The 22663-nt window shown below is 68.6% G+C and carries 21 protein-coding genes and 1 pseudogene; 18 read left to right on the top strand and 4 right to left on the bottom strand.

All coding sequences use genetic code 11. From position 1 onward, the window contains the following. Positions 1-80: 80 nt before the first annotated feature. Positions 81-656 (top strand): hypothetical protein, encoded by a 576-nt coding sequence (locus ACLZN2_RS02390; protein ID WP_416976624.1) that lies wholly within the window; start codon positions 81-83, stop codon positions 654-656. A gap of 57 nt (positions 657-713) precedes the next feature. Here ACLZN2_RS02390 and ACLZN2_RS02385 read toward each other — a convergent pair whose 3' ends face one another. Beyond that, positions 714-1019: a ferredoxin gene (locus ACLZN2_RS02385; RefSeq protein WP_416976623.1), complete on the bottom strand. Its 306-nt coding sequence runs from the start codon at positions 1017-1019 to the stop codon at positions 714-716. Between the two features lie 243 nt (positions 1020-1262). Here ACLZN2_RS02385 and arc point away from each other — a divergent pair, with 243 nt between their 5' ends. The 6 genes from arc to prcA all read left to right on the top strand — a co-directional run bounded on the left by arc (position 1263) and on the right by prcA (position 7395). Continuing rightward, positions 1263-3029, top strand: a complete 1767-nt coding sequence (gene arc, locus ACLZN2_RS02380; RefSeq protein WP_416976622.1) for a proteasome ATPase — start codon at positions 1263-1265, stop codon at positions 3027-3029. Positions 3030-3266: 237 nt separating this feature from the next. Beyond that, complete coding sequence (gene dop, locus ACLZN2_RS02375) at positions 3267-4778, top strand: depupylase/deamidase Dop (RefSeq protein WP_416976621.1); 1512 nt, start codon at positions 3267-3269, stop codon at positions 4776-4778. Between the two features lie 187 nt (positions 4779-4965). Next, positions 4966-5184 carry a ubiquitin-like protein Pup gene (locus tag ACLZN2_RS02370; RefSeq protein ID WP_416976620.1) on the top strand — a complete coding sequence of 73 codons (219 nt, stop codon included), beginning with the start codon at positions 4966-4968 and terminating at the stop codon, positions 5182-5184. Positions 5185-5192: 8 nt separating this feature from the next. After that, positions 5193-5783: an endonuclease VII domain-containing protein gene (locus ACLZN2_RS02365; protein ID WP_416976619.1), complete on the top strand. Its 591-nt coding sequence runs from the start codon at positions 5193-5195 to the stop codon at positions 5781-5783. Continuing rightward, positions 5735-6580: a proteasome subunit beta gene (gene prcB / locus ACLZN2_RS02360; RefSeq protein ID WP_416976618.1), complete on the top strand. Its 846-nt coding sequence runs from the start codon at positions 5735-5737 to the stop codon at positions 6578-6580. The genes ACLZN2_RS02365 and prcB overlap by 49 nt, the downstream gene beginning before the upstream one ends. 62 nt (positions 6581-6642) lie before the next feature. Then, the gene (gene prcA / locus ACLZN2_RS02355) at positions 6643-7395 is read left to right on the top strand and encodes a proteasome subunit alpha (RefSeq protein WP_416976617.1); all 753 of its coding nucleotides are present in this window, start codon (positions 6643-6645) and stop codon (positions 7393-7395) included. A 97-nt stretch (positions 7396-7492) separates the two neighbouring features. Here prcA and ACLZN2_RS02350 read toward each other — a convergent pair whose 3' ends face one another. Continuing rightward, positions 7493-8512 carry a LacI family DNA-binding transcriptional regulator gene (locus ACLZN2_RS02350; RefSeq protein WP_416976616.1) on the bottom strand — a complete coding sequence of 340 codons (1020 nt, stop codon included), beginning with the start codon at positions 8510-8512 and terminating at the stop codon, positions 7493-7495. A 470-nt stretch (positions 8513-8982) separates the two neighbouring features. Next, a complete protein-coding gene (locus ACLZN2_RS02345) occupies positions 8983-10188 on the bottom strand; it encodes an MFS transporter (RefSeq protein WP_416976615.1) in 1206 nt (401 codons plus the stop codon). A 258-nt stretch (positions 10189-10446) separates the two neighbouring features. Between ACLZN2_RS02345 and ACLZN2_RS02340 the strand changes: the two are divergent. From ACLZN2_RS02340 to ACLZN2_RS02290, 11 genes and pseudogenes are all read left to right on the top strand, one after another. Then, positions 10447-10635: pseudogene (locus tag ACLZN2_RS02340) on the top strand (MFS transporter); the annotation flags it as partial. Between the two features lie 9 nt (positions 10636-10644). Then, positions 10645-12006 (top strand): Pup--protein ligase, encoded by a 1362-nt coding sequence (pafA, locus tag ACLZN2_RS02335; protein WP_007499792.1) that lies wholly within the window; start codon positions 10645-10647, stop codon positions 12004-12006. A gap of 109 nt (positions 12007-12115) precedes the next feature. Continuing rightward, entirely contained in the window at positions 12116-13120 is a 1005-nt protein-coding gene (locus ACLZN2_RS02330) for an FKBP-type peptidyl-prolyl cis-trans isomerase (protein WP_416976614.1), read from the top strand. A gap of 60 nt (positions 13121-13180) precedes the next feature. Beyond that, positions 13181-13552, top strand: coding sequence for an FKBP-type peptidyl-prolyl cis-trans isomerase (locus tag ACLZN2_RS02325; RefSeq protein ID WP_133913467.1), 372 nt, complete (start codon positions 13181-13183; stop codon positions 13550-13552). Positions 13553-13693: 141 nt separating this feature from the next. Further along, the gene (locus ACLZN2_RS02320) at positions 13694-14689 is read left to right on the top strand and encodes a helix-turn-helix transcriptional regulator (RefSeq protein WP_416976613.1); all 996 of its coding nucleotides are present in this window, start codon (positions 13694-13696) and stop codon (positions 14687-14689) included. Positions 14690-14708: 19 nt separating this feature from the next. After that, complete coding sequence (locus ACLZN2_RS02315) at positions 14709-15815, top strand: helix-turn-helix transcriptional regulator (RefSeq protein ID WP_416976612.1); 1107 nt, start codon at positions 14709-14711, stop codon at positions 15813-15815. Further along, positions 15812-16102: a hypothetical protein gene (locus tag ACLZN2_RS02310; RefSeq protein WP_416976611.1), complete on the top strand. Its 291-nt coding sequence runs from the start codon at positions 15812-15814 to the stop codon at positions 16100-16102. The genes ACLZN2_RS02315 and ACLZN2_RS02310 overlap by 4 nt, the downstream gene beginning before the upstream one ends. A 20-nt stretch (positions 16103-16122) precedes the next feature. Continuing rightward, entirely contained in the window at positions 16123-16317 is a 195-nt protein-coding gene (locus ACLZN2_RS02305) for a hypothetical protein (protein ID WP_416976610.1), read from the top strand. Between the two features lie 283 nt (positions 16318-16600). Next, a complete protein-coding gene (tatA, locus tag ACLZN2_RS02300; RefSeq protein WP_416976609.1) occupies positions 16601-16888 on the top strand; it encodes a Sec-independent protein translocase subunit TatA in 288 nt (95 codons plus the stop codon). A gap of 47 nt (positions 16889-16935) precedes the next feature. Further along, the gene (gene tatC / locus ACLZN2_RS02295; RefSeq protein WP_416976608.1) at positions 16936-17880 is read left to right on the top strand and encodes a twin-arginine translocase subunit TatC; all 945 of its coding nucleotides are present in this window, start codon (positions 16936-16938) and stop codon (positions 17878-17880) included. Between the two features lie 196 nt (positions 17881-18076). After that, complete coding sequence (locus tag ACLZN2_RS02290; protein ID WP_416976607.1) at positions 18077-20932, top strand: DEAD/DEAH box helicase; 2856 nt, start codon at positions 18077-18079, stop codon at positions 20930-20932. A 71-nt stretch (positions 20933-21003) separates the two neighbouring features. Here the strand turns inward: ACLZN2_RS02290 and atzF are convergent, their stop codons facing one another. Beyond that, positions 21004-22653, bottom strand: a complete 1650-nt coding sequence (gene atzF, locus ACLZN2_RS02285; protein WP_416976606.1) for an allophanate hydrolase — start codon at positions 22651-22653, stop codon at positions 21004-21006. Between the last annotated feature and the right edge of the window lie 10 nt (positions 22654-22663).

The raw sequence follows: 22663 nt of genomic DNA, 5'->3' as shown, positions 1-22663 counted from the left end.
TCCCCCACCCTGTGACGTGTGGCACGATGCTGGCCACCCCCCGACCCCTACCGGCACAGCCATCCCAGGAGACGCTCCTAGTGCAGCAATCCGCCGTCCCGGAACTGGCACACACCCACACGCGGCCCATCCACTGGGTCGCCACCGCCACCGCACTGGCCGGTGTCGTGGCCCTCTCCTCGATCCTCCAGCCCAGACCCGCGACGGCCGCACAGCCCACCCCGCCCCACGCCGGCACCACCCCCGCCACCGCCCCCGCGACCACCGGCGTCGACTTCCCCCTCGACTGCGGACCCAAGGTCAAGCCCCTCGTCATGAAGAAGGCCAGCGGCGACCTCGACGGCGACGGCAGACCCGAAACCGTCGCAGCCGTCCACTGCGACGCCCCCATGGGCACCCCACCCGACGGCGTCTACGTCCTCACCCAGGCCGCAGGCAGCACCCACGCACGCGTGGTCGCCACCCTCGTCGACCCCAAGGACCGCACCAACATCACCACACTCACCGTCACCGACGGTGCCGTCCTCGCCACACTCCTCGGCTACTCGTCGGCGGACGTGCCCAGTTGCTGCCCCGACCTCAAGGACAGCGTCAAGTGGCAATGGAAGGACGACATGTTCATCCGCACAACACCCGCAGGAGCCCACAGCGTCTGAATCAGGCCATCACGGCTGTGAGAAATCAGACAACCCTCACAGCCCGTACCCGAATCGTCACTCCACGTCCGGGCCGTACACCTCGACCCTGTCCGAAACGCGACGTACATGAATGCACTCGCCAGGACACTCCCGCACCGAGTCCACCACATCCGTCAACAACGGCAACGGCACCGGCACCGTCGCCCCCTTGGCCTGCAGAAGCTCCTCCCCCGCACCCCTCACATACGCCAGCCCGTCGATGTCCAGCTCGAACACCTCCGGCGCGTACTGCACACAGATACCGTCACCGGTACAGAGATCCTGGTCGATCCAGACCTCCAGCGCCTCCACGCCGACACCGGCCTCCTGCTGCACGCCCATCTCTCCTGCCGTTTAACGCAGAGCCGCACGGGAACGATGCAGGCTCTGACGGGTGTTGAACACTTCGACCCTACCCCCGCCCGCTTCCCCACCATGTTCAGTGGGTATTCCCCTGGCGTGAGGGAGAGCGCAAGGGTGAAGATCGGACACACCCCGACCGTCTTTGTGATCTAGGGGTTTCAATCGACACCCGCCCAGGTAGGGTCTGGAAGCGTCCAGCTCCCCTTGGAGGAGGTGAGGACCGTGGCAGCCCACGACGACGACATGAACCGCGGCATCCGCCCGGGACGAGGGTCCGACGACCCGTCCGGGCAGATCGCCTACCTTGAGCAGGAGATCGCCGTCCTGCGCCGCAAGCTCGCCGACTCTCCGCGACACACGAGGATTCTCGAAGAGCGGATCGTCGAGCTGCAGACCAACCTGGCCGGCGTCTCCGCTCAGAACGAGCGACTGGCCAACACGCTCCGTGAGGCCCGCGACCAGATCGTGGCCCTCAAGGAAGAAGTCGACCGGCTCGCACAGCCCCCGGCCGGCTTCGGAGTCTTCCTCACGGCGAACGAGGACGGCACCGCCGACATCTTCACCGGAGGCCGCAAACTCCGCGTCAACGTCAGCCCCAGCGTCGAACTCGACGAGCTCCGACGCGGCCAGGAACTGATGCTCAACGAAGCGCTCAACGTGGTCGAAGCCATGCACTTCGAGCGAGTCGGAGACATCGTCACCCTCAAGGAGATCCTCGAGGACGGCGAGCGCGCCCTGGTCATCGGGCACACCGACGAGGAACGGGTGGTCAGGCTCGCCGAGCCACTGCTGGACGTCACCATCCGCCCCGGCGACGCCCTCCTCCTCGAACCCCGCTCCGGCTACGTCTACGAGATCGTCCCCAAGAGCGAGGTCGAGGAACTCGTCCTCGAAGAAGTCCCCGACATCGGCTACGAACAGATCGGCGGCCTCGGCGGCCAGATCGAAGCCATCCGGGACGCCGTCGAGCTCCCCTACCTCTACCCGGACCTGTTCAAGGAGCACGAACTGCGCCCACCCAAGGGCGTACTCCTCTACGGACCCCCCGGATGCGGCAAGACGCTCATCGCCAAGGCCGTCGCGAACTCGCTGGCCAAGAAGGTCGCCGAAGTGACCGGAGTGGCCGCCGGCAAGAGCTTCTTCCTCAACATCAAGGGCCCCGAGCTCCTGAACAAGTACGTCGGAGAGACCGAACGCCAGATCCGCCTCGTCTTCCAGCGAGCACGGGAGAAGGCCAGCGAGGGCACCCCCGTCATCGTCTTCTTCGACGAGATGGAGTCCCTCTTCCGCACCCGCGGCTCCGGCGTCAGCTCGGACGTGGAGAACACCATCGTCCCCCAGCTCCTCGCCGAGATCGACGGCGTGGAAGGCCTGCAGAACGTGGTCGTCATCGGCGCCTCCAACCGCGAGGACATGATCGACCCCGCCATCCTGCGCCCCGGCCGACTCGACGTGAAGATCAAGATCGAGCGCCCGGACGCCGAAGCAGCCAAGGACATCTTCGGCAAGTACCTCACCGAACGCCTCCCGCTGCACTCCGACGACGTCGGCGAACACGGAAACGACAAGACCACCACCGTCCAGAGCATGATCCAGACGGCAGTGGAACACATGTACGCCGAATCCGAGGAAAACCGCTTCCTGGAAGTCACCTACGCCAACGGCGACAAGGAAGTCCTCTACTTCAAGGACTTCAACTCCGGCGCCATGATCGAAAACATCGTCGGCCGCGCCAAGAAAATGGCGATCAAGGACTTCCTCGAAAAGAACCAGAAGGGCCTCCGCGTCTCCCACCTCCTCCAGGCCTGCGTGGACGAGTTCAAGGAGAACGAAGACCTCCCCAACACCACCAACCCCGACGACTGGGCCCGAATCTCCGGAAAGAAGGGCGAACGGATCGTCTACATCCGTACCCTCATCACCGGAAAGCAGGGCGCGGACACCGGACGCTCCATCGACACGGTGGCCAACACCGGACAGTACCTGTAAAGAACAGGGCGGCTGCGGGTGCCCACCACGGGTACCCGCAGCCGCCTGCTTTTCAGGCCACGTCTGGAGCAAGGCAATGACGCAAATGATCTCCCCACCGGCACAGAGGCGTTCTAGGCTCTTTCCTACCGCCGGGTTGCGCAGTGCGGAGACGACGGGCACCGCACCCGCACCGGAGCACCACCGGTATCTGAGCGGCGCCCACGACCGAGGGCGCCGCCGGGCAAGGAGGGCCGCATGACCGTACGGCGAGTAATGGGCATCGAGACGGAGTACGGCATCTCCGTCCCCGGCCACCCCAACGCCAATGCCATGCTCACCTCATCCCAGATCGTCAACGCCTACGCCGCGGCGATGCACCGGGCCCGCCGGGCCCGCTGGGACTTCGAGGAGGAGAACCCGCTACGGGACGCCCGAGGCTTCGACCTCGCCCGCGAGGCCGCCGACGCCAGCCAGCTCACCGACGAGGACATCGGCCTCGCCAACGTCATCCTCACCAACGGCGCCCGCCTCTACGTCGACCACGCACACCCCGAATACAGCGCCCCCGAGGTCACCAACCCCCGCGACGCCGTCCTCTGGGACAAGGCCGGCGAACGGATCATGGCCGAGGCCGCAGAACGCGCCGCCGCACTACCCGGCGCCCAGCCCATCCACCTCTACAAGAACAACACCGACAACAAAGGCGCCTCCTACGGCACGCACGAGAACTACCTCATGAAGCGCGAAACCGCCTTCTCCGACATCGTGCGCCACCTCACTCCCTTCTTCGTCTCCCGCCAGGTCGTCACCGGCGCCGGCCGCGTCGGCATCGGCCAGGACGGCCACGAACACGGCTTCCAGCTCAGCCAGCGCGCCGACTACTTCGAAGTCGAGGTCGGCCTGGAAACCACCCTCAAACGCCCCATCATCAACACCCGAGACGAACCCCACGCCGACGCCGAGAAATACCGCCGCCTCCACGTGATCATCGGCGACGCGAACCTCTCGGAGATCTCGACGTACCTGAAACTCGGCACGACGGCCCTGGTCCTATCCATGATCGAAGACGGCTTCATCGCCGTCGACCTGGCGGTCGACCAGCCCGTACGGACGTTGCACCAGGTGTCGCACGACCCCACGCTGAAGCGCCTCGTCACCCTCCGCAGCGGCCGCACACTCACCGCCGTCCAGCTTCAGATGGAGTACTACGAGCTGTCCCGCAAATATGTCGAGGAGCGGTTCGGGTCCGACGCCGACGACCAGACCAAGGACGTCCTGGCCCGCTGGGAGGACACCCTCACCCGCCTCGAGAACGACCCCATGAGCCTCGCCGGCGAACTGGACTGGGTCGCCAAGCGGGAACTCATGGAGGGCTACCGCCGCCGTGACGGCCTCGACTGGGACGCGGCGAAACTGCACCTCCTGGACCTCCAGTACGCCGACGTACGGGCCGAGAAAGGCCTCTACAACCGTCTCGCGGCCCGCGGGCGCATGAAGCGGCTCCTCGACGAGCCGGAGGTCCTGCGGGCCAAGGCCAAGCCCCCGGAGGACACCCGCGCGTACTTCCGCGGCCGCTGCCTCGAGCAGTACGCCGACGACGTCGCCGCCGCCTCCTGGGACTCGGTCATCTTCGACCTCCCGGGCCGGGACTCGCTCCAGCGCGTCCCAACCCTCGAACCACTTCGCGGAACGCGAAATCACGTCAAGGAGCTCCTGGACCGCTGCCGCACCGCAGAAGACCTGGTCAGGGTCCTGTCAGGCGGCTGAACAGGCCTGAGGAAGCTCTCCCGCGGCGGGGTGGAAACCCCGCCGCAAGGGAATCATCGAGATGGCCCTCGTACGTTGGAACAACTACGGGGCCGATGTCAGACCAGCCTTGTAGGGTCTGATCACCACCGATCGGCAGGAAGCCGACCTGCCGAACATGTCGGGCGAACTGAGCGGGGTGAGGGTTATGGCGACCAAGGACACCGGCGGCGGCCAGCAGAAGGCGACGCGCTCCACGGAGGAGGTCGAGGAGCAGGCCCAGGAGGCCGAGGCCCAGGGCGACCTCAAGGAACGGCACGAGAAGCTGAGCGACGACGTGGACTCCGTGCTGGACGAAATCGATGATGTGCTCGAGGAGAATGCTGAGGATTTCGTGAGGTCGTTCGTTCAAAAGGGCGGACAGTAGTCACATCCATGAACGACGGGGGATCGAAAAAGTGCTCGTCGTGCCAGAAGTCTCTTCCGGTCGGCGCATTCGCGAGCAACAGCTCCAGGCCTGACGGGCTTCAGGCCAACTGTCGCGAATGCGCTGCGGAGTACTACCGGCGCCGACGGGAAGCTCAGGGCAAGACGGTCCGCGTGAAGGTTCCGGTTCCTCGGGGCCACAAGCGGTGCCCGCAGTGCGAGCAGGTCAAGCCGCACTCCGAGTGGGAGCGCAACAAGTCGTCCTCGGATGGCTGGTCGAGTTACTGCCGTGAGTGTCGCGCGGAGCGGAACCGGATCAGCTACTTCCAACGCAAGTACGGTCTGAGCCCGGCCGAGTTGGATGCGATGGTCGCAGAGCAGCACGGCGTCTGCTGTATCTGCCTAGCGGCTCCTGCGGAACATGTGGATCACTGCCACGAGACGGGTAGGGTCCGAGGCGTACTGTGCTTCAGCTGCAACGCTGCACTGGGGCAGTTCAAAGATCGGCCCGATGCCATAAGGCGGGCTGCTGCTTATGTGGAAGGAAACGCGTGGAAGCCAACACTCGTAGCACCGGGCGTCTACCAGCTGCCTTCCTGACGCCTGGGTCCTCGTCCTTCATGGACTTCCTCTCCGAGCACCAGCCGGAGCTGCTGCCCGGTAAGAGGCAGTTGCCCCCGACGCAGGGTGTGATTGAGGCGCCGCACGGGACGACGATCGTGGCAGTGACGTTCCCGGGCGGGGTCGTGCTCGCCGGTGACCGTCGGGCCACCATGGGCAACGTCATCGCTCAGCGGGACATCGAGAAGGTGTTCCCGGCGGACGAGTACTCGGCCGTCGGTATCGCCGGCACGGCGGGTCTGGCCGTGGAGATGGTGAAGCTGTTCCAGCTGGAGCTGGAGCACTTCGAGAAGGTCGAGGGGGCGCAGCTCTCGCTGGAGGGCAAGGCGAACCGTTTGTCGACCATGATTCGTGGCAACTTGGGCATGGCCATGCAGGGCTTGGCCGTCGTGCCGCTGTTCGCCGGGTTCGATGTGGACCGGGGCAAGGGGCGGATCTTCTCGTACGACGTCACGGGCGGCCGTTCCGAGGAGCACAACTACGCTGCCACGGGTTCCGGCTCGATCTTCGCGCGTGGGGCGATGAAGAAGCTGTTCCGTGAGGACCTGTCGGAGGAGCAGGCGACCACGCTGGTGGTGCAGGCTTTGTACGACGCGGCCGACGACGACTCGGCGACCGGTGGTCCCGATGTCGCGCGCCGGATCTATCCGATCGTCACGGTGATCACCGAGGACGGTTTCCGCAGGCTCACCGACGACGAGTCTTCGGAGATCGCCCGTTCGATCCTCGAGCGCCGGCTGCAGGAGCCGGACGGCCCGCGTGCCGCTCTGCTGTAGCGGTCGGTCCGGTTCTTGTTGCAGGTGATCCAGTGATTTCGACAGAAAGGGACGGATAACCGGTGTCGACGCCGTTCTATGTCTCACCCCAGCAGGCGATGGCGGATCGCGCGGAGTATGCGCGCAAGGGCATCGCTCGTGGCCGCAGCCTGGTTGTGCTGCAGTATGCCGACGGCATTGTGTTCGTCGGGGAGAACCCGTCCCGTGCGCTGCACAAGTTCAGCGAGATCTATGACCGGATCGGCTTCGCGGCGGCCGGTAAGTACAACGAGTACGAGAATCTGCGGATCGGTGGTGTGCGGTATGCCGATCTTCGTGGGTACACGTACGACCGTGACGATGTGACCGCGCGTGGTCTGGCGAACGTGTACGCGCAGACGTTGGGCACGATTTTCTCGTCGGCGGGTGAGAAGCCGTACGAGGTGGAGCTGGTGGTCGCGGAGGTCGGTGAGACTCCGGACGGTGACCAGATCTACCGGTTGCCGCATGACGGGTCGATCGTGGATGAGCACGGTTCGGTCGCGGTGGGTGGTAATGCGGAGCTGATCAGTAACTATCTGGATCAGCGGCACCAGGACGGGATGACGCTGGCGGAGGCGCTGAAGCTGGCGGTTCAGGCGTTGTCGCGTGAGTCGAACGGTACGCAGCGGGAGATTCCGGCGGAGCGGCTGGAGGTCGCGGTGCTGGATCGTACGCGTCCGCAAGCGCGGAAGTTCAAGCGTGTCGTGGGTCGTCAGCTGGCGCGGTTGCTGGAGGCGGACGGTGCGGCGACGGAGGCGGAGGGTTCCGAGGAGGAGGGCTCCGAGGAGGAGTAGGCCGCCCGTAGTGCCCGCAGTACCCGTAGTGCCCGTACGACGTTCCTCTTCACCCTTCTGTGCCCCGGCCGGGTCGACCGCCGGGGCGCAGGGCGTTTCAGGGGGTGTTTGGTGGGGCTGTGGAGCCTCGTACGACGAGGTGGACGGGGATGTCTCCGGCGTCGGGTGTTCGGCCGTCCAGGACGGCGAGGAGGGCGTGCATGCCGCGTTCGCCGAAGAGTTCGGCGTCGAGGCGGACGGTGGTGAGTTCGGGGTCGAGGGCGGTGGCGAGGGCGAGGTCGTCGAGGCCGGTGACGGAGAGGTCGTCGGGGATGCGTAGGCCGAGGCGTCGGGCGGCTTTGTAGGCGCCGGCGGCGAGTTTGTCGTCGTCGCAGACGACGGCGGTGGGGCGGTGGGTGCCGGGTGTGCTCAGGGCGGCTTCCGTGGCGGCGAGGGCGCTCTCGATGGAGATGGGTGCCGGGGTGGTCCGCAGGGTGGTTCCGGGGGTGGCTGCGAGGCGTGTGGCGAGTTCGTGTGCGCGTACTTGGAAGGTCCAGGAGGGGATGTCGGCGGCGAGGTGGAGGAAGTGGCGGTGGCCGAGGCGGAGCAGGTGTTCGGTGACTTGGTGGATGCCGTCGGTGATGTCGAGGTTGACGGTGGCGGCGCCGAGGCTGCCGGTGGGGTCGCTGTCGAGCATGACGAGGGGGAGTTGGTCGCCGCGGATGGCGGTGAGGGCGTCGGCGGCCATGGAGGAGGCGATGACGCCGTCGAGGGCGGCCTGGGCGGAGGCGAAGGGGTCGCGGGCGGGGCCGACGCCTTGGGGGGAGGGGTAGAGGACGACGCCGAAGCCGTGGTCGGCGGCGACGCGTGCGGCGCCGGTGTAGACGCCGGCGAAGAATTCGGTGGTGAGGGCGGGGACGACGAGGAGGACGGTGCGGGTGTGGCCGAGGCGGAGGTTGCGGGCGGCGAGGTTGGGGCGGTAGCCGAGGTCGCGTGCGGCTTGGCGTACGCGTTCGGCGGTGGTTTCGGCGACGCGGCCGCGCCATTTGTCGCCGAGGACCAGGGAGACGGCGGCCTGGGAGACGCCTGCGGCCTGGGCGACGTCTCGGCTTGTGGGGCGGGTGCTGCGTTGTGCCACCGTCCGCGTGCTCCTTCGTGTGGACTCGTGAACAGCGCACATCGTACGTATGACGTCAGGACATTATACGTAAAACCTCAGTCGGGTGGGTGGGGGTGAGCGGTGTGGCGGCCGGTTTGACGAGGCTGTGGAGGTGGGCGTAGGCGACGGCCTGGACCCGCGGTCGCGGAGGTTGATTTTGGTCAGGATGCGGGAGACGTGGCTCTTTCGAACTCGAGCAGGAAGGCCGCTGACCAGATGCACACTCGGAAGCACCGAATCCGAGCCCTGCTCCTGGCGCTCAATCACGATGGTGGGCGATCTGTTCGTCTCGGCTCCGTCCGTCCAGGCCTGCGAGCCGGTCAACATCGTGCACACGGAAAAGGTGAAGGTCGGCCCGTACGACCTGACAGTCGGCTTGCCGTCTCGCTCGGCCGTCGCACTCGCGGGATCACGGCCTCTGTGGCTGTGGTCCCGTGTCACGGTGCACGTCAGGCCGTGGAGACAGCCGAGGCCGGGTTGTCCGCGTGTCGGTCCGGATCCAGCCGTGACTGTCCGGCCATGAGCATGAGAACGCTGACCGTGAGTCCCAGCACGCCACACGCCGCCGCCCAGCTCGGACCGCCGTGTTCCAGGACCAGCCCGACGACGGCGGATCCGAGTGCCATGCCCGAGGTCATCAGCGTGACGAGCCAGGCGAACGCCTCCGTGACGGTGCCCGCCGGGGCGAGCTCTCCGACCAGGACGAAGGAGACGGTCAGTACCGGTGCGAGGAACAGCCCGGTCAGCACCATCAGGCCGGACATCAAGGGCGGCCCGGGCAGGAGGCACAGGAGCGCGTAGCCGGGAGCCAGGCAGAGGGTCAGCAGCAGGGCCCGCCGAGCGGGCGGGACCGGCCAGTGGCGTACGGCGCCGTAGGCGAGTCCCCCGACGAGGGCGCCGAAGGCATTGAGGGCCAGGAGCGCCGGAGCACCCCCGGGCACGCGGTGTTCCTCTGCGTAGGCCACGACGACGACATTGAGCGTGCCGAGTGCGACGCCCACGCCGGTGAGTCCGACCAGCAGGACGACGAGACCCCGGCTGCGCAGCGGGCCGAGCCAGTCGGCCTCGCGTGCGGGTGCCCGCCAGGTCCGGGCGGGCTCGGCGGTGCCGGCCACCAGCACGCCCGCGAGTCCCAGCAGCGCGGCGGCCCACAAGGCCGTCACGGGTGAGGCGACGGCGACACAGCCGGCGACGATCAGCGGCCCGCCCACGAAGATCAGTTCCTGGGAGGCGGAATCCAGGGCGTAGGCCGACTCCAGTTTGTCGTCCGGGACGACGGTCGGCCACAGTGCCCTCAGGCAGGGTTCCAGTGGCGGTGACGCCGCTCCCGCCAGGACTGCTCCGGCGATCACGGGAGCCTGTCGGTCGGGGGTCGCCGCGATCACCAGGAACCCGCAGCCCGCCAGCAGGGCTGCGGGCAGCAGCACCAGGGTTTGGCCGACACGGTCCACCAGACGGCCGAGCAGCGGTCCTCCCACGGCCGTGGCCATGGCGAACGCGCCGACGACGAGTCCGACGAACCCGTACGGCGCGTCGTCCTCGCGCAGGGCCAGGGGGATCGCCACGGTGGCCATTCCGCTTGGGAGCCGCCCGACAAGGGTGCCCACCAGCAGCCGGGCCACATGGGGACTTCGCAGGAGGCTCACGTACCTCATGAGAGGCCTCTGTCGGCGTCGGAAGCCGAGGCGTCTTCGGTCAGGTGCGCGTACGGCGCGGCCGGGCTGAGCGTGTTCGTCACTGAATGTCCCTGTCGCATGACCTTGCCTGAAGGGTTTGGTTATACGTAACACTTAGCCGGGCGGGCCGCTTCGGGTCAACCCCGCCATGGGGCGGGAGCGGGTGTTGGTGGCGTTTCTGGCGGTGTGTCACATGCCGTGCCGCTGATGCCGTTGCCGGGCGCGTTGGGCATGTCGACGCCGGCGGGTGGCGCCGTTCGGGGGTTTGCGGTGCCGGGTGTCGCGGGCGGTGTGTCGTTGCTGGTTTTGCTGGTCACGGGGCGGGTATTGGCAGCTCCGGCCGCGCGTGCGGTGGTTGCGGCTTCATCGGAAAATGATCCGAACCGTGCTGCCGAATCCCGTTTCAGTTCAGGGGATCGGGCGTAATGTTCAGTCATGGACCGCCGCATTTTCGGGCTGGAGAACGAGTACGGCGTCACGTGCACGTTCAGGGGACAGCGCCGCCTGTCGCCTGACGAGGTGGCGCGGTACCTCTTCCGCCGTGTCGTGTCATGGGGCCGTAGCAGCAATGTCTTTCTGCGGAACGGCGCCCGCCTGTATCTCGACGTGGGTTCGCATCCGGAATACGCGACACCGGAATGTGACAACGTGACCGAGTTGGTCACCCACGACAAGGCCGGTGAGCGCATTCTCGAGGGACTCCTGGTGGACGCGGAACGACGCCTGCACGAGGAGGGAATCGCGGGCGACGTCTACCTCTTCAAGAACAACACGGACTCGGCGGGCAACTCCTATGGTTGTCACGAGAACTATCTGGTGGCCCGGCACGGGGAGTTCTCCCGGCTCGCGGACATCCTCATTCCGTTCCTGGTGACCCGCCAGCTGCTGTGCGGCGCGGGCAAGGTGCTGCAGACGCCCCGTGGGGCGGTGTACTGCGTCAGTCAGCGGGCGGAGCACATCTGGGAGGGCGTCTCCTCGGCGACGACGCGTTCCCGGCCGATCATCAACACGCGTGACGAGCCGCACGCGGACGCGGAGCGTTACCGCCGGCTGCATGTCATCGTGGGTGACTCGAACATGTCCGAGACGACGATGCTGCTGAAGGTCGGCGCGACGGATCTGGTGCTGCGCATGATCGAGGCGGGCACGGTGATGCGGGATCTGACCCTGGAGAACCCGATCCGGGCGATCCGTGAGGTCAGTCATGACATCACGGGCCGGCGCAAGGTGCGGCTGGCGAGCGGGCGTGAGGCCTCGGCGCTGGAGGTGCAGCGCGAGTACTACGAGAAGGCCGTGGACTTCTGCGAGCGCCGCGGGATCCGTACGGGCACGGTCGAGCAGGTCCTGGAGCTGTGGGGTCGTACGCTCGACGCGATCGAGGCGGAGGACCTGGACCGGATCGGCACCGAGATCGACTGGGTGATGAAGTACCAGCTCATCGAGCGGTACCGGGCCAAGCACAACATGACGATGTCGCATCCGCGGGTGGCGCAGATAGACCTCGCCTACCACGACATCCATCGTCGTCGTGGTCTGTACTACCTGTTGGAGCGCAAGGGGCAGGCGGCGCGGATCTGCAACGACCTGAAGATCTTCGAGGGCAAGTCGGTGCCGCCGCAGACCACTCGGGCGCGGTTGCGCGGTGACTTCATCCGGCGGGCGCAGGAGCAGCGCCGGGACTTCACGGTGGACTGGGTGCATCTGAAGCTCAACGACCAGGCGCAGCGGACCGTGTTGTGCAAGGACCCGTTCCGTTCGGTGGACGACCGGGTGGAGAAGTTGATCGCCGGTATGTGATCGCCGGAACGCAACACGGGCGCCGTACGTTTCCCGTACGGCGCCCTTCTCACGTCGTAGAGTTGCGCGCACGCCCTTGACAAGATCGACCGATTACGAGGCCTTCATCGTGCGCCGACGCTCACTGCTCCTTGCCGCCGTTCCCGTGGGACTGGTCACTCTTTCCGCGTGCGGTGACGAAAAGTCCGACTCGAGCAAGGCGAGCGAGGACGCGTCGCCCTCGGCTTCGGAGACGTCCGCGGCGCCCGCGCCGAAGATCGTGGACGGTCCGCTGCCGGCCATCACGGCGGGGACGAAGTTCGGTGAGAAGCCGACGGTGGCCAAGGGCACGGGTGAGCCGTCGGACCAGCTCGCGGTGAAGACGGTGATCGCGGGCGGTGGTCAGACGGTCGCGGAGAAGGACTTCATCTGGGCCAACTACCTGGGCCAGATCTGGGACACCGGGAAGGTCTTCGACAACTCCTACGACCGCAAGACGCCGCTGTTCATCCAGCTCGCGGAGGGCTCCATCATCGACGGCTGGCGCTATGCGCTGACCGGGAAGAAGGTGGGCAGCCGGGTGGAGTTCTCGGTGCCGCCGACCTGGGGTTACGGCAAGGAGGGCCAGTCGCAGGCGGGTATCGAGGGCACCGACACGCTGGTGTTCGTGGTGGACCTGGAGGACACCTTCAACGCCAAGAGCTCCGCCAAGGGCACGGACGTCCCGCAGGACGACGGGGAGCTGCCGAAGGTCGGTACGAACACCGACGGCAAGGCGCCCTCCGTCGACATCCCCAAGGCGGACCCGCCGACGAAGCTGGTGGCGACCTATGTGATCGAGGGCGACGGCGAGAAGGTCGCGGCAGACAGCACGGTGGTCGTGCAGTACCAGGGCTTCGTCTGGGACACGGGCAAGAAGTTCGACTCGTCGTACGACCGCAGTGCGCCCACGTCGTTCTCGCTGCAGCAGGTCGTCAAGGGGTGGGCGCAGGGTCTGACCGGCAAGAAGGTGGGCAGCCGGGTCCTGATCGTGATTCCGCCGTCGCTGGGCTACGGGGACAACCCGCCGAGTGGCAGCGGTATCGAGAAGGACTCCACGATGGTGTTCGTGGTCGACATCCTCGCGGCGTCGTGACGCCGTCCGGGATGAAAGACTGTCCGTGTTGCCTTTCCGTAGACAAGCAGGAGCAGTGACGTGAGCAACGAGAAGCCCGAGATCGACTTCCCCGAAGGCGAGCCCCCGGCGGACCTCGAGATCAAGGACATCTGGGAGGGCGACGGCGAGGTTGCACAGGCCGGTCAGACCGTCACCGTCCACTACGTGGGTGTCTCCTTCAGCACGGGTGAGGAGTTCGACGCCAGCTGGAACCGTGGCGCGCCGTTCCGTTTCCCGCTGGGTGGCGGCCGTGTCATCAAGGGCTGGGACCAGGGTGTGCAGGGCATGAAGGTCGGCGGTCGTCGCCGGCTGACCATCCCGCCGCACCTGGCCTACGGCGACCAGAGCCCGACCCCGGCGATCAAGCCCGGTGAGACGCTGATCTTCGTCGTGGACCTGATCGCCGTCTGACCGCCGTCCGACGGTCGTCCGATCGGTCGCGACCGGCCGGGGTCCATGCCTGCGCGGGCATGGGCCCTCGGCTTTTGTTGGGGGACCGCGGGGCGGTACGGTCGACGATCGTAAGCACCAAAGGGGAGGCGAAGGGCGTCGATGGCCATTGCCAAGGCCGAGCGGCTGATGAACCTCGCGCTGTGCCTGCTGGGGACGCGCAGGCCGCTGAGCAAGCGGGAGCTGCGCGACTCGATCGAGGCCTACGTCGAGGCTTCCAGGGCGGGCGGGGTCGGCTCGAGGGCGGATTCCGGTGCCGCGAGTGATGACTCCTTCAACCGGATGTTCGAGCGGGACAAGGACGATCTGCGCGAGCTCGGCCTGGTCATCGAGACGGTGGAGAGCCTGGACGGCGAGATCGGTTACCTGGCGCGCCGGGACAGCAACCGTCTGCCGCCGATCACGCTGGACGCCGAGGAGGCCGCCGCCCTCGGGCTGGCCGCGAAGGTGTGGCAGCAGGCCCGGCTCGCGGGTGCGGCCAGCGGCGCTCTGCAGAAGCTGCGCGCGGCCGGTCTGCCCGAGGACGTCGACCCGTACGAGGCGCATGGCGCGCTGGAGCCCCGGATCCCCGTGCACGAGGCGGCGTTCGAGCCGCTGATGCTGGCCTGCCGTGACCGCCGCCCGGTGGTGTTCGACTACCGCAAGGCCACCGCCGCACACCCCGAGCCCCGCCATGTGGAGCCGTGGGCGCTGGAGTGCTGGCGCGGTCATTGGTATCTGGCGGGCTTCGACCGGGACCGGGGTGCCGAGCGGGTGTTCCGGCTGTCGCGGATCACCGGCAGGGTCCGCTCGCGCGGCGCGAGTTTCACCGCGTCCGTCCCCGATGTCGTGACCGTGCGGGAGACCGTGGCGAGCTGGGCGGGGGAGACCGCCGACCGCAGCGCGCTGATCCGGCTGCGCGCGGGTGCGGGGTACCCCTTGCGGGCGAAGGCCACCGCCGTCCGGGAACTCGGGGACGGGTGGGACGAGTTGGAGATTCCGTACGGGCACGGGCTGGACGCCTGGCTGGTGGAGTTCGGGCCGGACGTGGTGGTCCTGGAACCGGCGGAGCTGCGGGCGGACGTCGTGGACCGGCTGCGGGCCGTGGCCAAGGGCTGAGGGGGAGCGGAGCAAGACAGTGGCAGGCAAACCGGTCAGGCCGGCGAACGCGATCGACCAGACGCGGCGGATGCTCTCCCTGGTGACGTATCTCAGGGAACGCCCGGGTGCGCGGATCGAGGACGTGGCACGCGCCTTCGGCATCACCGAGGACGAACTGGTCTCGGATCTCGACGTGCTGCCCATGTGCGGCACGAGCTTCCGTGGCGGCGATCTGCTCGACATCGACACCGACGGCGAGCGCATCTGGTGGCACAATCCGGCGGCGCTGGGCGCGGAGGCCGCCGAGCCGCTGCGGCTGGCGGCCGACGAGGCGACCGCGCTGCTGGTGGCCGCGCGTGCGGTGGCGACGCTGCCCGGTCTGCGCGAGGGCGACCGGCAGGCGCTGCTGCGGGCGACGGCGAAGGTGGAGGCGGCGGCCGGTGAGGCGGCGGGCGCCAGCGCGCGGCTGTCGGTGACGTTCGAGTCCGAGGGTGGGGTCTTCGCGGACGTCGACCGGGCGATCTCCGAGCGCCGCCGGCTGTGGATCCGCTACTACTCGCCCGCTCGGGACGAGCTCAGCGAGCGCGAGATCGACCCCATCCGCCTGGTCAGCGTGGGGCACACGTATGTGGAGGCGTGGTGCCGGCGCTCCGAGGCGCGGCGCACGTTCCGTCTGGACCGGGTCGCCGAGATCAAGATCCTCGACGAGCCGTCGGCGCCGCCGGAGATCGAGCTGCGGGATCTGTCGGAGGCGCTGGTGCAGCCGGCCGCCGAGGACCCGGAGGTCGTGGCCGAGGTGGGGCCGGGCGGCCGCTGGGTCGCCGAGTACTACCCGCACGACAGCGCCGATGAGCTTCCCGACGGCGGGCTGCGTATCACTCTGCGCACGCCCGATCCGGCCTCGCTCAGGCGCCTGGCCCTGCGGCTCGGCCGCGACGGCCGGATCGTCTCGCCGCCGGACCTCGCCGACAGCGCCCGCCGTGCCGCCCGTGACGCGCTGGCCGCGTACGACGGCATCGAGGCGCGGGAGGCCGCCGACGGCGTCGGGGCACCGGCTGCGGCCGACGCGTCGGACGGTGTGCGGGACGACGGGCGGATCGACGGTCGGTTCGACGGGCAGTTCGAGGGGCGGGAGCAGCTGTGAGCGAGTCGGTGGCGTCCGGTGCGCGGGGCATCTCGGTGGCTTCGGCGTTCGCGGGGATGCGGAGTGTGGGTCCGGTGACGTTCCGGGCGGGCTGCCCGGACTGCCGGGGCCGCTTCGAGCTGGCCGCCGGTGCCCTGCTGCTGGCCATCGGCGCCACCACCCGCACCACGTTCTACTCGTTCACCTGTCCCGACTGCGGCTCGGCCGTGCGCAAGCCGGCCGGTGAGCGGATCGTCGAGCTGCTCCTCGGCGGCGGGGTGCGGACCCTGCGGCTGCACACGCCGTAGCAGGCCCTAGGCTCGGCGTCATGTTCTGGTCGATGTTCGCGGTAGCCGTGGGTTTCGTGGGTCTCGCCGTGCTCGCGGTGTTCGCCGTCCGTGTCTTCGTGGAGGCGCGGCGGCTGGGCCGGCAGGTCACGGAGTCCGCCCGGCGTATCAACCGGGCCGCCGAGGAGCTCGAGCGGGCCTCGGTGAGCGCGGCCGGGGCTGTGGACGCGCTGTGAGCGGCGCTGTGGCGGCCCTGGCGTGGGGCTGTGGTGGTTCTGTGAGTCCGGCGGCGAATGCGTTTTGGACCACTTCGCCCTCCCGTCGCGGTGCCGGGGCCGGGTAGTGTGCAGATCGCGGCCCGGAGAACGAGGCCCGGACCGCTGACCGGGAGTACGCACGGGGATTGCCTCACGTTTACCCCTGAGCGTTACGATCGCTGCCAGCACGATCGTTCGGACACTTGTCCGACCGGTCGGACAGCACCCCCACCCAGCCGCCTCGGTGAGAAGGTAAAGAGTTATGTTCGGAAAGCTCGGCGCCCCCGAGATCATTCTCATCCTCGTCGTCATCATCCTGTTGTTCGGCGCGAAGAAGCTTCCGGACATGGCCCGCTCTCTCGGCAAGTCCGCGCGCATCCTCAAGAGCGAGGCCAAGGCGATGAAGGAGGAGGGCAGCAGCACCGCCACCCCTGCGGGCCCGCCGAACCCCGGTGAGGAGCCCCCGGCGCAGCGCACCATCCAGGCCGCCCCCGGTGATGTGACCAGCTCCCGCCCGGTCACCGAGCCGACGGACACGACCAAGCGCTGACGCAGGGCCGGTGACCTCCGGCCCGCCGCACGAGATGGGAACGTGGGTTGCTGAAGTCTGCCCGCAAGGAGGAGAAGGACCCGGAGGGGCGGATGCCCCTCGCGGATCACCTTCGTGAGCTGCGCAACCGGCTCACGAAGGCAGTGCTGGCCATCGTCCTCGTGACGATCGTGGCCGCCTTCTTCTACAAGGACATCATCGAGTTCTTCACGAACCCGATTCTGAGCGCGGTGGGGTGCGATTCGACCTTCTCCGAGCTGGCGCAGGAACGCAGCGGAACCTGCGCCCGCATCGTCCTGAACGGTCTGCTCACCCCCTTCACGCTCGCCCTCAAGGTTTCCCTGATGGCGGGTGTGATCTTCGCGTCGCCGGTCTGGCTCTACCAGCTGTGGGCGTTCGTCGCCCCAGGCCTGCACAAGCACGAGCGCAAGTACGCCTATGCCTTCGTCGGCACGGGTGTCCCGCTGTTCATCGGCGGCGCGTTCTTCGCGTACAAGACGCTGCCGACGATGGCGAAGGTGCTCCTCGAGTTCTCGCCGGCGGATCTGGACAACCAGCTCCCTCTGGACGACCTGCTCGACCTGATCGTCCGCATGGTGCTCGTCTTCGGTCTCTCCTTCGAGCTGCCGCTTCTGCTGGTCATGCTCAACCTGACCGGAGTGCTGACCGGCAAGCGCATGCTCGGCTGGTGGCGAGGCATGATCATGGGCATCACGGTCTTCGCGGCCGTGGCGACGCCCAGCACCGATCCGCTCACCATGCTGGCGCTCGCGGGACCGATCTGGATTCTCTACTTCTGCGCGACCGCCTTCTCCCTGCTGAACGACCGCCGAAAGCGTCGTCGCGACGCGCTGGGTCCCGCCGACGACGAGGCCTCCGAGCTGGACCTCACCCCCGACGACATCGGCGAGGTCGAGTCCGTGTCGGCGAGCCGCACCCTGCCGGAACAGGCGGGCCCGGAACGCGTCAACGGATACGACGACGTGACCTGATCGACGACGTGACCTGATCACCGTGACGGACAGCGGCCGGCGCGCACACCCTGCGCGGCCGGCCGCTGGTGCGTTCCGGCGTGGGCCCCGCTTCCGCGTCCCCGCGCGGGGCCCGGCGCACGCTGTGGCCGCGACAGCACGCACAGTAGGCCCCTGAACTGCGTGATCGCAGGTTTCACGGGCTCTGATCCGGATATTGATCGTCCTGTTGTCACAGGCTCCCGGTACGCTCGAAAGCACGATGACAGAGGACCTCTCCCCGGCCGAGCGGTATGCGGCGGCGCGCAGGCGTGCCGTCGAGCAGGCCACCGCGCTCGCTTCCTTCCGCGAGATGTACGACTTCGGTCTCGACCCCTTCCAGATCGAGGCCTGTCAGGCACTCGAGGCGGGCAAGGGCGTCCTGGTGGCCGCTCCCACCGGCTCCGGCAAGACGATCGTGGGCGAGTTCGCCGTCCACCTCGCCCTCCAGCAGGGCAAGAAGTGCTTCTACACGACACCCATCAAGGCGCTGTCGAACCAGAAGTACTCCGACCTGTGCCGCCGTTACGGCGCCGAGAAGGTCGGCCTGCTCACCGGCGACAACAGCGTCAACTCCGACGCCCCGGTGGTCGTGATGACCACCGAGGTCCTGCGGAACATGCTGTACGCCGGCTCGCAGACCCTCCTCGGCCTCGGGTACGTGGTCATGGACGAGGTGCACTACCTCTCCGACCGCTTCCGGGGCGCCGTATGGGAGGAAGTGATCATCCACCTCCCCGAGTCGGTCACCCTGGTCTCCCTCTCCGCGACCGTGTCCAACGCCGAGGAGTTCGGCGACTGGCTGGACACCGTCCGCGGCGACACCGAGGTGATCGTCTCCGAGCACCGGCCCGTGCCGCTGTTCCAGCACGTGCTCGCCGGACGGCGGATGTACGACCTGTTCGAGGAGGGCGAGGGCCACCGCAGGGCGGTCAACCCCGACCTCACCCGCCTGGCCAGGATGGAGGCCAGCAGGCCCTCCTACCAGGACCGCAGACGCGGCCGTAACAACATGCGCGAGGCTGACCGGGAGCGCGAGCGTAGACAGCGGTCCCGGGTCTGGACGCCCGGCCGCCCCGAGGTCATCGAGCGGCTCGACGCCGAGGGCCTGCTGCCCGCGATCACCTTCATCTTCAGCCGCGCCGCCTGCGAGGCCGCCGTCCAGCAGTGCCTGTACGCCGGACTGCGCCTCAACGACGAGGACGCGCGGGCCGAAGTGCGCACCCTCGTAGAGGAGCGCACGGCCGCGATCCCCCGCGAGGACCTGCACGTCCTCGGCTACTACGAATGGCTGGAGGGCCTCGAGCGCGGTATCGCCGCCCACCACGCGGGCATGCTGCCGACGTTCAAGGAGGTCGTCGAGGAACTGTTCGTGCGCGGCCTGGTCAAGGCCGTCTTCGCGACCGAGACCCTGGCCCTCGGCATCAACATGCCCGCCCGGTCGGTGGTCCTGGAGAAGCTCGTCAAGTGGAACGGCGAACAGCACGCCGACATCACCCCCGGCGAGTACACCCAGCTGACGGGCCGTGCGGGACGGCGCGGGATCGACGTCGAGGGCCATGCCGTCGTGCTGTGGCAGCGCGCCATGAACCCCGACCACCTCGCGGGACTGGCCGGCACGCGCACGTACCCGCTGCGCTCCAGCTTCAAGCCGTCGTACAACATGGCGGTCAACCTGGTCGACCAGTTCGGGCGGCACCGCTCGCGGGAGCTGCTGGAGACGTCCTTCGCCCAGTTCCAGGCGGACCGCTCGGTCGTCGGGATCTCCCGCCAGGTGCAGCGCAACGAGGAGGGCCTGGAGGGTTACAAGGCCTCCATGACCTGCCACCTCGGCGACTTCGAGGAGTACGCCCGGCTGCGGCGCGAACTCAAGGACCGCGAGACCGAGTTGGCCCGGGAGGGCGCGTCCCAGCGGCGGGCCGAGGCGGCCGTCGCCCTGGAGAAGCTCAAGCCGGGCGACGTCATCCACGTCCCGACGGGCAAGTACGCCGGTCTGGCACTGGTCCTGGACCCCGGACTGCCGGCCGGGCGGGCCAACGGGCACCGCGGCTTCGAACAGCACGACGGTCCACGACCGCTGGTGCTGACGGCCGAACGGCAGGTCAAGCGGCTGGCGTCGATGGACTTCCCGGTGCCGGTCGAGGCGCTGGAGCGGATGCGGATCCCCAAGTCGTTCAACCCGCGCTCCCCGCAGTCCCGTCGGGACCTGGCGTCCGCGCTGCGCACCAAGGCCGGGCACATCCCGCCGGAGAGGGCCCGCAAGAAGCGGTCGCAGGCCGCCGACGACCGCGAGATCGCGCGGCTGCGGACCACGATCCGCGCCCACGCCTGCCACGGGTGCAACGAGCGTGAGGACCACGCCCGTTGGGCCGAGCGCTACCACCGGCTGCTGCGGGACACCTCGCAGCTGGAGCGGCGGATCGAGGGACGGACCAACACCATCGCCCGCACCTTCGACCGGATCGTCGCGCTGCTCACCGAACTCGACTACCTGCGGGGCGACGAGGTCACCGACGACGGAAAGCGGCTTGCCCGGCTGTACGGCGAGCTTGACCTGCTGGCCAGCGAGTGCCTGCGGGCCGGCGTGTGGGAAGGACTCGCCCCCGCCGAACTCGCCGCCTGCGTCTCCGCGCTGGTCTACGAGGCGCGGGTCGGCGACGACGCGATGGCACCGAAGCTGCCGTCGGGCAAGGCCAAGGCCGCGCTGGGCGAGATGGTCCGGATCTGGGGGCGGCTCGACGCCCTGGAGGAGGACTTCCGGATCAACCAGACCGAAGGGGTCGGGCAGCGCGAGCCCGATCTCGGGTTCGCCTGGGCCGCGTACATGTGGGCTTCCGGGAAGGGGCTCGACGAGGTGCTGCGGGAGGCGGAGATGCCGGCGGGCGACTTCGTGCGGTGGTGCAAGCAGGTGATTGATGTGCTCGGGCAGATCTCTGCGGCTGCTCCTGCGGAGGGCTCTACCGTGGCGAAGGCTGCGCGTAAGGCTGTTGAGCAGGTGCTGCGGGGTGTTGTCGCCTATTCGTCCGTCGGGTGACTTGTTGTATTGCGGGTGCGGGGAGTCTGTGGCTGGTCGCGCAGTTCCCCGCGCCCCTTAGGTGCGTCCCCTTAGCGCTTGTTCAGGAATGAGCGCCAACTTCCGTACGCGGTGATGTCGTTCGCGTCTCTCAGCGCGCTCGGCTCGCACAGGAAGCCCGGGACGGTGTTTCCGTCCGACAGGGCCACGCTTCCCAGGGCCATCGGGCGGGGGAGCGACGACAGCAGGCGGCCCAATCCCTCCGCCGGGAGACGCCAGATCTCCGTTTCGATCTCCGCGCCTCCTTCGCCCACATACTCCAGGCCCGGCTTCGGTGGTGTCGTCCGCAGGGCGTGCAGGCGGTAGACCGGCGCCGTTGTCGTCGTACGGTCCAGGCGGGCGCCCAGGGACAGGAGTTGGGGGTTCAGGGGCTGGTCCGTCAGGTGGGCGCCCACGACGGCCACGTACGCCGAGGGTTGGAGCAGGGCCGCGATCCTCGCGAGGCGCTCGTCCGTGTGGGACGGGCCGATCAGCATCACGCCGAACGGGAGGCCGTTCACCTCGCCCGCCGGGACGGCCACCGCCGCCAGGTCGAAGAGGTTGGTGGAGTTGGTGAAGCGGCCCAGGCGGGCGTTGGCGCCCAGGGGGTCGGCGGCGACCTCGGCAAGGGTGGGGTGGCCGGGGGTGGTGGGGAGGAAGAGGGCGTCCGCGTCGGCCAGTTCGGTCAGGGCGCGGGTGCGCAGGGCGGCCAGGCGGTCCTGGTCCGCGAAGAGGCGGTGGGCCGGGATGTCCCGGGCGCGGGTGATGATGCCGGCGACCGTGGGGTCGAGGCCCTCGCCACCCTCTTCCGTCAACTTGTCGACAAAGGCACCCACCGCTGTGTAGCGCTCGGCCACGAACGCGCCCTCGTAGAGCATCGCGGCCGCCTCGGTGAACGCGGTGAGGTCAAGGGTGCGGATCTCCGCGCCGGATGCCGCGAGCTGCCGTACCGCTGTCTCGTAGGCCCGCGACCAGCCTTCGTCGAGTTCGCCCAGCTGGGCGAGCGGGGAGACCGCGATGCGCCAGGGGCCGGGTGTGCGGGCGGGGACGGACGGGGGGACCGTGCCCGTCGTCATGTGGGACAGGGCCTGCTCGGCCTCCCGGAGTGTGCGGGCGAACACCGTCACACAGTCGAGTGAGGCGCAGGCCGGGACCACGCCCTCGGTGGGGACGAGACCACGGGTGGGCTTGAGGCCGACGATGCCGTTGAAGGCGGCGGGGACCCGGCCCGAGCCCGCCGTGTCGGTGCCGAGGGCGAAGTCGACCAGGCCGAGGGCCACCGCGACGGCCGAGCCGGAGCTGGAGCCGCCGCTGATGCGCAGGGGGTCCACGGCGTTGCGTACCGCGCCGTGCGGGGAGCGGGTGCCCACCAGGCCCGTCGCGAACTGGTCCAGGTTGGTCGTGCCGAGCAGCAGGGCGCCCGCCGCCCGTAGGCCGGCGACCACCGGGGCGTCGGCGGCGGGACGGTAGGCGTACGCGGGGCAGGCCGCCGTGGTGGGCAGGCCCGCCACGTCGATGTTGCCCTTGGCGGCGAAGAGGCGCCCGGCCAGGGGGAGGCGCTCGCCCCGGGACACGCGGTCGTCCAGTGCGCGGGCCTCCGTCTCGACCTCGTCCCTCGGGCGCAGGTCGATCCAGATCTCCGGGCGGTCGACCGCCTCGATACGGGCGTAGGCGGCGCGGACTCGGGAGAGTGTGGTGGACATCGGCTGTTCC

Source organism: Streptomyces sp. T028 (assembly GCF_048159505.1).
Classification (GTDB): domain Bacteria; phylum Actinomycetota; class Actinomycetes; order Streptomycetales; family Streptomycetaceae; genus Streptomyces.
Note: the sequence above shows the minus strand (reverse complement) of the source record. Positions and strands in the feature narration are given on the sequence as shown.

Bases quoted from the DNA above. Each gene is read 5' to 3' on its own strand.
- tatA (WP_416976609.1), top strand. From the start codon at position 16,601: ATGTTCGGAAAGCTCGGCGCCCCCGAGATCATTCTCATCCTCGTCGTC.
- dop (WP_416976621.1), top strand. From the start codon at position 3,267: ATGACCGTACGGCGAGTAATGGGCATCGAGACGGAGTACGGCATCTCC.
- ACLZN2_RS02345 (WP_416976615.1), bottom strand. From the start codon at position 10,188: ATGAGGTACGTGAGCCTCCTGCGAAGTCCCCATGTGGCCCGGCTGCTG.
- ACLZN2_RS02385 (WP_416976623.1), bottom strand. From the start codon at position 1,019: ATGGGCGTGCAGCAGGAGGCCGGTGTCGGCGTGGAGGCGCTGGAGGTC.
- ACLZN2_RS02370 (WP_416976620.1), top strand. From the start codon at position 4,966: ATGGCGACCAAGGACACCGGCGGCGGCCAGCAGAAGGCGACGCGCTCC.
- atzF (WP_416976606.1), bottom strand. From the start codon at position 22,653: ATGTCCACCACACTCTCCCGAGTCCGCGCCGCCTACGCCCGTATCGAG.
- ACLZN2_RS02365 (WP_416976619.1), top strand. From the start codon at position 5,193: ATGAACGACGGGGGATCGAAAAAGTGCTCGTCGTGCCAGAAGTCTCTT.
- pafA (WP_007499792.1), top strand. From the start codon at position 10,645: ATGGACCGCCGCATTTTCGGGCTGGAGAACGAGTACGGCGTCACGTGC.
- ACLZN2_RS02320 (WP_416976613.1), top strand. From the start codon at position 13,694: ATGGCCATTGCCAAGGCCGAGCGGCTGATGAACCTCGCGCTGTGCCTG.
- ACLZN2_RS02305 (WP_416976610.1), top strand. From the start codon at position 16,123: ATGTTCTGGTCGATGTTCGCGGTAGCCGTGGGTTTCGTGGGTCTCGCC.